We start from the raw sequence: 12,773 nt of genomic DNA, 5'->3' as shown, positions 1-12,773 counted from the left end.
TTTACATATATTTGTTACTGCAGGACCGGCACCCAGTTTCCGTGACGCTCAAGCAGTTCATCGCACATAGCGATAATGTCATCCGGCGAAAGCTCTGCAGCTGTATGAGGATCAAGCAGCGCAGCCTGGTAGACGTGCTCTTTTTTACCGGAAACAGCTGCTTCCACGCTCATGATCTGCGTGTTGATGACATTGCGGTTCAGCGCTGCGAGCTGTTCCGGCAGCTTGCCTACGTAAGTTGGAGTAACTCCGTTTGCATCCACAACACACGGCACCTCCACACACGCTTCCTCAGGCAGGTTGGAAATCAGGCCACCCGTGTTCATGACGTTACCGCCAATCACAATCGGTTCGTTGTATTCCATCGCTTCGATCATATACGAGGCATACTCCTTCGAGCGTTCGTGCGTCAGCTGCTCGTTTTCGACAAACTGGTCACGCCGTTCTTTCCATTCCTCAATTTGGTGAACACAGCGCCGCGGGTATTCATCGAGCGGAATATTAAATTTGTTAATCAGTTCGGGATAGTTCCTCTTGATATAATATGGATAATACTCTGCATTATGCTCCGAAGACTCAGTAATGTAATAACCAAACTTTTCCATCATGTCGAGGCGCACCATATCCCCGTGCGTTTCCTTTTGTTTTTCTTTGGCACGCCGCTTAATTTCAGGATACAGGTCGATGCCGTCCTTTTTTACTTCAAGCAGCCAGGCCATATGGTTAATGCCAGCAATTTTGGCACTGACGCCTTCATCGTCCATTCCGAGCAGTTCAAACAGCTCCGGCACGCATACCTGCACACTGTGACAAAGACCGACAGTGCGTATGCCTCCATGTTCTGTCATAGCCTTTGTCAGTGCTGACATCGGATTCGTATAGTTCATAAACAGCGCATCCGGACATACATCCCGCATATCTTCGGCAATTTCGAGCATAACCGGGATGGTCCGAAGGTTTCTGAACAGACCACCAATACCGTTTGTGTCCCCGATCGTCTGTTCAAGTCCATATTTTTTTGGCACCTCAAAATCAATAACAGTAGAGGGCTCATAGCCTCCCACCTGAATGGCATTAACGACGTAGGAAGCTCCGCGCAGGGCTTCTCTTCTGTCATTATGTGCTGTAACCCGGATGCTGCTTTCATAAGTATTAATCAAATGGTTCAGCATCTGCTCGGAGTCACTCAGCCGCTCTGCATCAATATCATAGAGGGCAACCTCGAGATGCTGCAGTTTTGGGGAAACGATACAGTCTCCGAGGATATTTTTAGCAAAAACAGTACTCCCGGCTCCAATAAACGTTAATTTTGTCATTTGTTTTCCTCCTTGAGTATTTGTAAGCGCATTCAAATATAAGTAGAAAAAGGAATTACCCCTTTTCTAATGAATCTAGAAGCTTGTTTGTCCGACTCCCGCAGCTTTCCCGTACAATCAGCTTTGACGGCAGGACCCACTTCATTGGCAGAACCGAATCATCAGTCATTAGCAGCTTACGCAGCCCCATCCGCCCCATTTCCTTTGTCGGGATATTTACCGTCGTAAGCGGCGTGCTCGCATACTGGGCAAGCTCCGTACCATCAAAGCTTGCAACCGCCACGTCCTCCGGCACACGGATGCCATGCTCCTGAAAAGCACGGAGCGCTCCTATCGCCATTCGGTCACTGGCAATAAAAAACGCTTCCGGCAGAGTGCCCTGCTCAATGGCTTTCCACCCCATCCGGTACCCATCGTCCATTGTAAATTCACCAATGTGTATATTGTTTTTATAGGAATAGCCAGAAGCGTCCATCAGTTGTTTAAATACGGTCTCGCGTTTGTCTTCAATTTCCACACTTTGGCGGAAACCGTGCTCTGCCTCAAGACCTCCAATATAGCCGATTTTCTTGTAGCCCTGGTCAAGCAGATGACGCATTACTTTGCCGGCTGCCTGTTCAAAGTCGATACTCACCGACGAAAACTGCTCATCGTTTGGCGAATGACTGATAAATACGACCTGTTTTTGGTTACGCTTCAGAAACTCAGCTACTTCCTTATGGATACGCCCGATCAAAATGAATGCGTCCACTTCCTGCACGGCTGGATCGCTTTGGATGGTCGGCAAATAAAATAGCCGTGCCTGCTCCACCCCCTGGCGCATGCATTCATCTTCAATTTCCTGACGGATTGGATAAAAGTACGGATCATCTTTTTCCAGGTCGCTTGGCTGGTTCAGCACGATTCCGATTCTCATTTTTCTTTTTCTGCCGTTTTTTTTTCGGGCCTTCACTGGTACGTAGGCAAGCTCCTGGGCAATCTGGCGAATTCTTTCCTTCGTGTCCCTGGAAACCGAGAGCGTTTCGTCGTGGTTCAGCACCCGGGACACCGTCGCCGCAGACACTTGAGCCCTGGCAGCAATATCTTTAATAGTAGCCATCACAACCCTTTCCTTTCAGTAAAAATTTACTTCATATTTTTATTAATTTACTTTACTTTATCAAAATTATTAACTGCTTACAATCATTTTTTCTCTTCACTCACAAACAAATCGCTAGTGAATTTAAAAATATAAAAATATGTTAACTAAAAATTTAACTAATTTCTTTTAAAAAAACCGAAGTACCCCGGGTACTTCGGCTTAACCGGCAATATGCTGCGCTACAAATACGGTTAGAGGCAGCATGAGCAGGCTGAATACGGTCGTTGCGATCAACGCCACAATTCCGAGCTGGTTGGACCTTCCATGCACGTAGCGTTCAAATAATACCGCCGCCAGCGTGATGGTCGGCATGGAGGATTGGACAATAATAATTTTACCGAGAAGCTCCGGAATCGGAAGCAGCCATACTAACAGACAGGCAATAGCTGGCACGGCAAGCACCTTTACGACTACGGCAGAGCCAATGAAACGCTTGTACCCTGTTTTCACCATCTTCCAATTAGCGGAGGTAATGGTAGGTATAAGCAGACCGATCAAAATCATCGCAAGCGGAGCCGCGAGCCCGGATATTGTATTTACTGTTTCGAGGAAAAACATTGGAATAACGAGCCCTGCAGATGCAAGCAGTACAGAACATACAAGTGTTAAGAACGGCGTGTTCAGAATTGATGTAAGCTGCTTGAACGAAAACCGCCCCGGCTTCAAAAGCAGAATACCAATCGTAAATACGCTTGTCGTCGTGCCGGCATCATAGACGGCCGCATAAGACCCCGCTTCGGGACCAAACAAAATGGTAATGAGCGGAATGCCGATAAACCCCGAATTGCTGCAGCCTGCAACAATTGCCAGCTGACGTGCTTCTATGTCTGTATAATGAAAGGAACGGCCAACCCCGTAGCCAACAGCCATGCCTGTCCACGTGAGCCCGAGTGCACATAAGTAGATCATGGCAAACGACGACCAGGTGGAGCTGTTGAAGTCGAGCTGAAAGATGCTGTACATAATCACGGCTGGCAGCGCAAAATTAATAGCTGTAAAGGAAATAAAACGGCGCGTTTCCACCGATACATCAATCGTTTTAGAGGTGATCACACCGATTGCGATCAACACAGTCATCATAAACACCGGTGTAATTATATCAATAATGGACATTTTTCTCGCCTCGGTTCTTACATTATTTTCCCTGGTAGTATACGTCCTTCATCTTAATATAAATCACAGCTGATTGAAAACAAATGAAAGCTTGAGGCATCAATAAATTTCATGCAAACGCTTCCCCTGCGTGAAAAAAGCTGTTCTCCTGCAGGAGAACAGCGGGCCGTTATGGCGTCGTTTTTGGCTCAGGATGCTTCTTTCGGTTCAGCAGCCGCCGCAGGTCATCTTTTTGCTGTCTGGAAACGAGAATGTACAGAAAGTCTCCCTCCTGGATCTCTGTATTGCCTCCGGGCGTCACAAGTTCATCGTTTCGCACCATCGCGCTCACAGTGGCATCATTGGGAAAATTAATTTCATACAGCTGTTTACCGACAATCGCTGATTCTTCGCTCGCTTCAAACTGTACCATTTCCGCATTCGCTGAGCCCATGCTTACAAGCTCGATAGAATGGTAGGGAATTTCTTTTTTCGGCCCTACCAGATGCAGAAGCTTTGCCACATAGGAGATGCTTGACCCCTGAATCAGCGCTGAGGTCAATACGATAAAGAATACGAGGTTAAAAATCAGCTGGGCATTGTCGAGTCCGGCAACCACGGGAAACGTCGCGAGAACGATCGGCACTGCTCCGCGCAGCCCTGCCCATGATAAGAATGTTCTTTCTTTCAGCGTATAGCCGAGAAATGCCGTAGATATAAAGACAGCGAGCGGCCTTGCAATAAACATCAGGATAAAGGACAGCGCAATACCGGCAAGCATGATGTCTGCCGTAAACACCTGTCCCGGAAAGGCGAGCAGGCCAAGAATAATAAACATAAGTATCTGGCTCATCCAGGCGAACCCTTCATTAAATTGAAAGATCGAGTAGCGGAATGTAAGCTCGGAATTGCCGATCACAAGCGCGGCTACGTATACCGCCAAAAAGCCGCTTGCACCAATGGCTGCTGTCACACTGTAGGCCAGAAGCGCAAATGCCACTGAAAAAATCGGGTACAGGCCACTCGATTCAAGGCCGATATGGTTAATCGCAAACGACGCGAAGCGTCCGACCAACAGCCCGAAAATGATCCCCGCACCGATCTGCCAGAAAAATGAAGGAATGAGCATCCATATGTTGGCATCCGCATTGGTCAGCAGTTCAATAAAAGAAATAGTTAAAAAAACAGCCATTGGATCGTTTGTGCCCGATTCTGCTTCCAGCGTGGCCCCAAGCTTGGCTTTAATGTTTCTTTCTTTTAAAGCAGCAAAAACGGCAGCCGCATCAGTGGAGCCGACAATCGACCCGAGAAGCAGTGCTTCGTACCAGGTAAAGTCGAGCAGCAGATACGCCACTCCTCCAATACATACGGATGTAATCAATACACCCGCAGTGGCAAGTGAAATTGAAGGCGCCGCCACCCGTCGCACCGTCGCCCATTTTGTCTGCAGCCCCCCTTCAAAGAGGATGATGACAAGGGCAAATATACCAACCAGCTGGGCTACTTCCGCGTTATCAAAATAAATGATTTCCAAACCATCGCTGCCGATAAGCATACCGATCAGAATAAACAGTACCAGAGCGGGCAGCCCAAGCCGGTTCGAGAATTTAGCAACAATAATGCCGGCTACCAGCAGCAAACCGACAAGCAGCACCACCCCATTATTTGCTTCTAAAAAATCCAATATGTTTCGTTCCTTTCATGACGCATACACTTCATACGTTATGTTTTATAGTTATCCGGTATCCTGGTAAGGAAAAATTACACGGCCAAAGCAGGAAAACGGCGGCCGCGCCAAAATGCTTGTCTGGAATTGGTACAGAAGAACGCAGTTTACTTCCTGCGTGAAACGGGGAAAATTGGTACATAATAATATACTCTTTTTATTTTAACATTGATTTTTTATTCTCCATAGTAATCGGCCCTCCGTCGTCTGCATGCGTAATGAAACCTTTCCCTGGGAAAAGACGTATAGTGGTATACGCATATTAATAAGGAGGCATCCGTCCATGGAGACGTCCCGGATACTCAAATGGGTCACCGGCGGGATCGAACTATTTCTTGGCATTCCGATCATCGGCGGGCTTATTATTTTCGGCACAGGCTATCTGCCACTGCAGATTATGCTGGTAGTCCATATCATCGCTCTTATCGCATCGATTTATGACAAACAAAAGAAAAGCGGCAACATTCTTGGCATCATCACCTCCGTCGTCGGCTATATCCCGGTTGTGGGTATGTTTATGCACATCCTCACCGGCATCTGGCTGATTGTAGAAGCCTTCAGCCAGCAGAATGAAAAAGAAATTTAAAGCAGGACGCGCCTTACGCAGGCGTGTCCTGTTTATTTTTACATAAAAACAGGAATACGATTTTTAACCCCTTCAGGAAAGGAAGCAGGTACCTATGACCAAATGGAAAACGGCTACACAGGCAGCGATGCTGCGTTCTTTTCAAAAACGGGTCAGCCAGCAGTCCCAGTCATATATCACCCCGCCCGCAGCGGACACGGTCAGCACTACCTCCTACCTGGTCGAAACAACTCCCGGCGTAACCCCGGTACATATTTATTACCCGATGGCAGATGTTTCCAAAAAACATCCGGTATACATTAATCTGCACGGCGGCGGGTTTGTGATGGGCAGCGCTTATGAAGACGAGGGCTGGTGCAAACACATTGCCGCTGAGACTCCGTGTGTGGTAGTGAACGTAGATTACCATCTGGCTCCGAAGACCCGCTTCCCGGCAACCGTACTTGAAGTGTTTGAGATAATTGAATGGCTTATGGCCCATGCCGGCCGCCTTTCGCTGCAGATGAATAACTATGTGCTCGGCGGACACAGTGCGGGTGGCAACCTTGCAGCTACGGCAAGCTTAATGCTGCGCGATACCGGTCATAAGCTTCCAAAGCTCCAGGTTCTCGACTACCCCGTACTCGACCTGCAGACCGATCCCTATGAGAAGCCGGCCTATTCGACCGCCATCCCGCCGTATATCGCCCAAATCTTTAACGACAGCTACCTGCAGACGCCGCAGGATGCCCGTCATCCCTACGCATCCCCTTTGTATGCTGAAGAGCTCGAAGGCCTGCCTCCGGCACTCGTTATTACTGCTGAATACGATTCGCTCGCCAGAGAGGCGACGCAATATGTGAGCCGCCTGGAAAAAGCCGGCGTTGCTGTGCAGCATTACCCATTTTCTGCGACCAGTCATGGATTTACGCACATGGGAAATGAAGAAACCGCGCTCGAAGCATGGACCACGATCATTCACGCGTTAAAACGCGCCTTTAAATAAAATGAACCGCCCCTACAAAAGGCGGTTTTTTTAATTACAGATCGTATCTTCGCAAATATCGCGGTTTTCCATGTCGATTTGAATTGTCGTATGATGAATGCCGTATTCCTGGTGCAGCAGCTCGTTGGCATTTTTTAGTGCCTCCTGCTGGCTCGTCCCTTCCTCCACGACCAGGTGGCAGCTGAGCGCAGGGAAATCCGACGTAATCGACCAAACGTGCAGATCGTGAATATCCTTGACATGCTCGATAGTCAGCAGGTCCTCTTTCACCTGCTTCGTATTGATGTCTTCCGGCGTGCCTTCCATTAATACGTGCACCGAGTCCCGCAGCACCCGAAGGCCGCTAATAAAAACAAGCACTGCCACGAGCATGCTTGCAATCGGGTCAGCAAGACTCCATCCAAACAGCATGATTAAAATCGCCGCTGTAATGGCACCGACCGAGCCGAGCAGGTCTCCCAGCACGTGCAAAAACGCACTCCGCACGTTTAAATTTTCATGGTTATCCCCGCTGTGAAGAATGCGGGCAACGATGATATTGACGATCAGGCCGATGGCGGCCACGATAAGCATCCCTGTACTGATAACTGACGGCGGATCCATGAGGCGCTGAATGCCTTCGTACGTAATATATACCGCAATGACAAGAAGCGCGAGGCCGTTGATAAAAGCGGCCAGCACTTCAAACCGGCGGTAGCCGTAAGTCTTCGACGAAGTCGCGCTGCGGCTGCCGTACCATATTGCCGCAAAGCTGAGCCCAAGAGCCGCCGAGTCACTCAGCATATGCCCCGCATCGGATAAGAGCGCCAGGCTGTTTGTCCACAGGCCGCCGATCACTTCAACAACCATAAATACAGTAATTAAAATAAACGACCATTTCAGGGCGGTCTGGTTTGTTGTTCCATGGTCGTGGCTGTGCCCTCCATGTGCCATATTGTCTCCTCCTGTTTCTTTATCTTTTATATTCAAATATTCCTTTGAGTATATTATACCACTTCTTCCTTTTCATTCAAACTTTCTTTTGAATAAAATAATGTCTAAATTTTTCCTTTGAAGGGAATACGTTAATGGACGTAGAAGTTAACGTTTACAAAACCTATACAAGGAGAAGATGTTTATGCATAAACTCGCCAAACAAGCAGGACTCAGCGCCTGCGGGCTGATCGCTGCAGCAGCTGCCTATGCATTCTTTTCGCCGCGGCCTGCTGCCTGGTACGTCAAGCGGGCTTTTAAAGGAGGGCTTGAAACCGAAGCCCCCGATTTTGCTGAAGCAGCAGAGCAAACGGTACAGTATCAGGATATTGATTATGAATCCCAATACCGCAACGGCCGGCTCGATATTATCCTGACCACAAAAAAAGAAGAAAAGACACCAGTCATTTTTTGGATGCACGGCGGGGCTTACGTGGGGGGCGACAAGCAGGACGCTTCCAAGTATGCTACTTACCTGGCGGCCTCCGGCTACAATGTGATTAATATTAACTACGCTCTCGCCCCGACTGCCGCTTATCCTGCTCCATTAATTCAGCTTGATGAGGCGTATCGTTACATCAAAAAGCACGCCGAAGACTACGGCATCGACTTAACCAATATTTTTTTCGCCGGCGACTCTGCGGGAGCCCAGATTGCTTCTCAGTATGCAGCCATCCAGCTGAACGAGGGATATTCTCCGTGGGTGCCGGTAAGGCGGCATATTGACCCGCTTTATATTAAAGGAGTGCTGCTGTTCTGCGGGCCGTATGATCTTCGCCAGATTGCGGGAGCTCCGCTCGGCTGGTTCAACCGCTTCCTATTTAAGCGTATTGGCTGGGCCTATATCGGCACCTATAACTGGGAGGAGGCCCCGGCCCTTACGGAAATATCCATGCTGCAGCGCCCGCCGGAAAAGTTTGCGCCAACGTTTATTACTGACGGCAACAAAAACTCATTTGACGCCCAGGGGAGAAAGCTTGCTGCCCTGCTAAGCCGCCGTGTGCCCGTCCGGGACATTTTCTACGACAAAGATGAATTACCGGTGGAGCACGAATACCAATTTATGATGGATAAGCCTGCCGCCCGGCAGACGTTCCGTTCCCTGACCGCTTTTATTGATACGTACAGCCGTGCGTAAAAAACAAAAAGGGCCTGCGCATGTTTAAACATGCGCAGGCCCTTTTCCCATGTGCTTATTACATATCCAAAAGTGTCTCCAGCCGGTTCATAATCTTCCCACCGTGTTCACCAACAACCACGTCATCTTCCAGCCGGATGCCTCCCCACCCTTCGATATAGACACCCGGCTCGATCGTAAGCACCATTCCGGCTTCAAGCAGATCATCGTTATTCCCATGAATTGAGGGCGCCTCATGCACGTCCATGCCCATGCCGTGACCAACGCGGGTAATAAAATGATCCCCATGCCCTGCTTTGGTGAGCACGTCCCGAGCCGCTTTATCCACGTCCCCTATTCGTCCGCCGTGACGGCACGCCTTAATTGCCGCCGCTTTTGCTTGAGATACAAGGTTAAGGCGCTGCTGCGATGTTTCATCCGCTCCTCCAAACACCCAGGTGCGCGTGATATCGGAGCAGAAGCGTCCGTACCGGGCGCCAAGATCGACTAAAATCAAATCGCCCTTTTGAAGCGGATTTTCTGATGGCACACCGTGCGGATAGGCACTTTTTTCTCCAAACAAAACAATCGTATCGAATGCCGCTCCGTCTGCGCCTGCCCGCTTCATCGCATCTTCGAGCTGATGGACTACCTGCCGTTCTGTTACTCCTTCCTGAAGTCCGGCTGCGACAGCTTTGAGAGCCTGTTCGGCAATATCCACTGCCTGCTGAATGTGTGTCAGCTCCTCTCGTGATTTAACCTGGCGGCTCTCCACCACCACACGTTCAAAATCGGTATAACGCACGCCAGGATAGATAAGCTGCAGCTTTTCAAACCGGGTCACGGATAAATGAGCTTTTTCCACCGCGATCCGGAAAGGATTGGGCAGTTGTTTATGAAACATCTTTTTAACGCTGTCCCACGGATCTTCGCTGTCCCTGTAGGTGACTATGCCTCCCTGCCATCCGCTGTTTATTACCAGGCTCTTTTCCATTTCCGGGCACACAAGCACCGGCTCTCCTTTCTGAAAAATCATAAGCATTAAAAGCCGCTCGTGCGGGTCCGAGTAAAAACCGCTCGCATAGTATATGTTAGCCGGATCCGTGAGAACGGCTGCATCCTCCTCCCGTTCCAGCAGCGCCTGTCTCCATAATTCGATTACCGTGGTCATTATTTTGCCTCCTTTACCTTTAGTATCGCATAATTTTTTATGTGCTTTCCAGCCGTCCCTTCTTCCCTTGAAGGTTTGTCCAACAGCAAAAACGGGAAATAATGACAACGACAAGTGAAACTATGCCCTTTTTGGATGCGTATATATACATAGATAACCAGCGGGGTGGTTTGGGCGCATACCGCGCAAACCATAAAGGGGGGCAGCATCTATGCAGAATCAGGAATGGGTCTTTAACGATATACTTTTCTTTTCTTCCCACAATTCAGTTCCAGTCTATAACCATGGCGGGGAAGCAGTCGGTCTGCTCGAGCGGGCCGACGCCAAATCCATTGATGTTAATACCGATCATATGCGTACCGGGGACGCGTACCGGTTTAAGGATACCCATGGCCGCACGAGGATGGCCATGGGCGTAAAAAAAGGCAAGATGCACCGCCGCCTCCGATATCATTACATGTTTCAGCCTTGCAGCGGAGCAGCAGAAATTGAGCTGCGGGATCAAATATTTTTTCCATATTTTCGCTTTCACGCTAAAGGGCGTATTGACGATGAACAGCTCGAAATTTTTCAGAACCGCCACGAGCAGCTGATCGTAAGGTGTGAAAAAACGACTGTGGCCACGATAACGTTTAAGAATTCCGGCTGGAAAGTTTCCGCCGCCGTCAAAAAAAACCAGGATTCGTGCGTGACTACTCCCGAATTTCTCACGCTTGCCTACTGTATGTTCCGCCTAAACGACTTTGAATCCTCCGATATAAAAACTCTGTAAGTACAATCTCCAGCAGAAGTTCCTTGATTCTTACCTGAAGGGAGCATAGATTGATGGATATGTACCGCATTCAATCGAGTCATTTAGCACAGGCCGGCTATGATCCATTCAGCGAGCTTCTTCGTGTTGAGTTTACCGATGGCAACGTCTATGACTACCGTGGCGTGCCCGAGCATATTTTCCGCGGCTTAATGGCTTCGGATTCTGCCGGCGAATACCACTACCGGCGCATACGTGACGTTTATCCGTATACGAAAGTCGGGTGACAGGAGCAGGGCCGGTGGCCGCTGCTCTTTTTACGGCTTTCAACAGATAAAAAAACCCGCCTTCCTGTTTGGAAAGACGGGTTCGGTCGTTTATTGATTAGTCCAGCACTGTTACTTCTACATCCTGGCGTCCAAATGCATAAGCATCAGATTTTGTCGGTACGTGAATGTCGATGCGGTCGTTGTTGATGGCGCCGCCGGTGTCCGCCGCTTCATATGTGCCCATGCCTTCAACCTTTACGGTAGATCCAAGCGGGATTACGTCCGGGTCTACAGCAATAACGTCAGCCCCGCGGTCTTTATTCAGGTTAACGCCTGTGGCAGTAATACCGCTGCATCCAGCACATTCAGCTGTGTAAGCAGTAGCTTCCATAGTCATGGTTTCGCCGCCGCTGTCTGCACTGCTGCTTGTGGATTCTTCCGAAGAGCTGCTGCTTTCGCTTTCAGAAGAGCTGCTGTCAGACGATTCGGATGTGGAAGCTCCTTCCACCGCTTCCCCGCTGTCCACGTCGTCAAGTGCTGCGCGGGTGTTTGGCCCGATAATGCCGTCCACAACAAGACCGTGGTCGCTCTGGAAGCTGCGTACGGCGCTGTCCGTAATCGGACCGTAAATGCCGTCTACCGCGTAATCGTAATAGCCTTCATCCTCAAGCACGTCCTGGGCTTCGGATACATCGTCCCCGCGGTCCCCTTTATTTAATAAGTCTGCTGCGTCCGACACGGCCGGCGCTGCTGTAAGCAAGCCTGTTCCAAGTGCAAGTCCGCCGGCCCATTTCATCGATTGACGTACAGAAAACATATGTGAATACCCCCAACTGTTTGAATTTCTCTCACAGCAAGAACTATAACGGACGGGGGAGGGGGACTTCAAGCTTATTAGTTAATTGTAATTACATTGTAATTTCTATGTAATTATTACTAATGGCTGATAAATTCCCATAACAATTCCTCTGTTTTTTACTTAATATATTTATACCCTGTGACTCGCGCCTTACAAATGAATCCCGTAAATCTTCTTTGTCATCATGAACAGCGACATGCTTTTCTTCTATTACAAAAGCTTTTTGTTTCTGTTACGGCAATTCTGCTTTTTTCAAGAAAGCAGTATGCAAGTAGGTATAAATTAACCTGTAAAAAAACCGGAAGCACTTTGCTTCCGGCCCAGGCTATTCTCCTTTGCTGTCTACGATCAATATATCGCAGTTAGCCGAACGGATGACGGCCTCCGAGAAGCTTCCCATCAGCGTGCGGTCCATCTTGTTTTTGCTCGTCTGCGGAAGCAGCACCAGATCAATCTGGTAGTCCGGCACCACCTTCTGCATGAGGGTCTGCGTCGGTGCCCCGTGCTCGACAATCAGCTTTGCATTGAGTTTCCCGTGCGTTTGGGATTCTGCTTTCCGTTTAACTTCCTGCAGCGTTTCGGTTGCTTCATCCTCTGCTTTTTTCAACACGTCTGGTTCATAGCGGGCAAACGGGCCGTAGCCTTTTTCCTCCACCATCGCAGCCAGGTGTAGATCTGCCCCGTGGAGCTCAGCTAAAGCACAGCCTCTGTGCACTACATGCTCCGGCACGCCTGCCGTTGGATGTACGCCGATTAAAATGTTTTTGTATAGTTCCATTATTTACACG

Annotated in this window: 13 protein-coding genes; 5 read left to right on the top strand and 8 right to left on the bottom strand. The window is 49.0% G+C overall.

Translation table 11 applies throughout. From position 1 onward, the window contains the following. Positions 1–14: 14 nt before the first annotated feature. The 4 genes from melA to B5066_RS05050 form a co-directional block, all read right to left on the bottom strand. Entirely contained in the window at positions 15–1,316 is a 1,302-nt protein-coding gene (gene melA, locus B5066_RS05065; protein ID WP_079474858.1) for an alpha-glucosidase/alpha-galactosidase, read from the bottom strand. Between the two features lie 55 nt (positions 1,317–1,371). Continuing rightward, positions 1,372–2,415 (bottom strand): LacI family DNA-binding transcriptional regulator, encoded by a 1,044-nt coding sequence (locus tag B5066_RS05060; RefSeq protein ID WP_079474857.1) that lies wholly within the window; start codon positions 2,413–2,415, stop codon positions 1,372–1,374. Positions 2,416–2,616: 201 nt separating this feature from the next. Continuing rightward, positions 2,617–3,570 carry an AEC family transporter gene (locus B5066_RS05055; protein WP_079474856.1) on the bottom strand — a complete coding sequence of 318 codons (954 nt, stop codon included), beginning with the start codon at positions 3,568–3,570 and terminating at the stop codon, positions 2,617–2,619. Positions 3,571–3,739: 169 nt separating this feature from the next. Further along, positions 3,740–5,236 (bottom strand): potassium/proton antiporter, encoded by a 1,497-nt coding sequence (locus B5066_RS05050; RefSeq protein ID WP_094907578.1) that lies wholly within the window; start codon positions 5,234–5,236, stop codon positions 3,740–3,742. Between the two features lie 322 nt (positions 5,237–5,558). Here B5066_RS05050 and B5066_RS05045 point away from each other — a divergent pair, with 322 nt between their 5' ends. Beyond that, entirely contained in the window at positions 5,559–5,861 is a 303-nt protein-coding gene (locus B5066_RS05045) for a hypothetical protein (RefSeq protein ID WP_079474854.1), read from the top strand. Positions 5,862–5,955: 94 nt separating this feature from the next. Further along, entirely contained in the window at positions 5,956–6,846 is an 891-nt protein-coding gene (locus tag B5066_RS05040; RefSeq protein ID WP_079474853.1) for an alpha/beta hydrolase, read from the top strand. Between the two features lie 30 nt (positions 6,847–6,876). On the opposite strand, the gene B5066_RS05035 is transcribed toward B5066_RS05040, so the two are convergent. Beyond that, positions 6,877–7,779, bottom strand: coding sequence for a cation diffusion facilitator family transporter (locus B5066_RS05035; protein WP_079474852.1), 903 nt, complete (start codon positions 7,777–7,779; stop codon positions 6,877–6,879). A 184-nt stretch (positions 7,780–7,963) separates the two neighbouring features. Here B5066_RS05035 and B5066_RS05030 point away from each other — a divergent pair, with 184 nt between their 5' ends. After that, positions 7,964–8,956: an alpha/beta hydrolase gene (locus B5066_RS05030; RefSeq protein WP_179124032.1), complete on the top strand. Its 993-nt coding sequence runs from the start codon at positions 7,964–7,966 to the stop codon at positions 8,954–8,956. Positions 8,957–9,014: 58 nt separating this feature from the next. On the opposite strand, the gene B5066_RS05025 is transcribed toward B5066_RS05030, so the two are convergent. Then, complete coding sequence (locus B5066_RS05025) at positions 9,015–10,106, bottom strand: M24 family metallopeptidase (RefSeq protein ID WP_079474850.1); 1,092 nt, start codon at positions 10,104–10,106, stop codon at positions 9,015–9,017. A 211-nt stretch (positions 10,107–10,317) separates the two neighbouring features. Here B5066_RS05025 and B5066_RS05020 point away from each other — a divergent pair, with 211 nt between their 5' ends. Both B5066_RS05020 and B5066_RS05015 read left to right on the top strand, forming a co-directional pair. Continuing rightward, the gene (locus B5066_RS05020; protein WP_079474849.1) at positions 10,318–10,878 is read left to right on the top strand and encodes a hypothetical protein; all 561 of its coding nucleotides are present in this window, start codon (positions 10,318–10,320) and stop codon (positions 10,876–10,878) included. A 53-nt stretch (positions 10,879–10,931) separates the two neighbouring features. Next, positions 10,932–11,144: a KTSC domain-containing protein gene (locus B5066_RS05015; RefSeq protein WP_079474848.1), complete on the top strand. Its 213-nt coding sequence runs from the start codon at positions 10,932–10,934 to the stop codon at positions 11,142–11,144. Positions 11,145–11,241: 97 nt separating this feature from the next. On the opposite strand, the gene B5066_RS05010 is transcribed toward B5066_RS05015, so the two are convergent. Both B5066_RS05010 and B5066_RS05005 read right to left on the bottom strand, forming a co-directional pair. Further along, positions 11,242–11,943 carry a peptidoglycan-binding protein gene (locus tag B5066_RS05010; RefSeq protein ID WP_079474847.1) on the bottom strand — a complete coding sequence of 234 codons (702 nt, stop codon included), beginning with the start codon at positions 11,941–11,943 and terminating at the stop codon, positions 11,242–11,244. A 367-nt stretch (positions 11,944–12,310) separates the two neighbouring features. Further along, positions 12,311–12,763, bottom strand: a complete 453-nt coding sequence (locus B5066_RS05005; protein WP_079474846.1) for a universal stress protein — start codon at positions 12,761–12,763, stop codon at positions 12,311–12,313. Between the last annotated feature and the right edge of the window lie 10 nt (positions 12,764–12,773).

Source organism: Marinococcus halophilus (assembly GCF_900166605.1).
Lineage (GTDB): Bacteria > Bacillota > Bacilli > Bacillales > Marinococcaceae > Marinococcus > Marinococcus halophilus.
The sequence above is the reverse complement of the archived record's forward strand: the minus strand, read 5'-3'. Positions and strand labels throughout refer to the sequence as shown.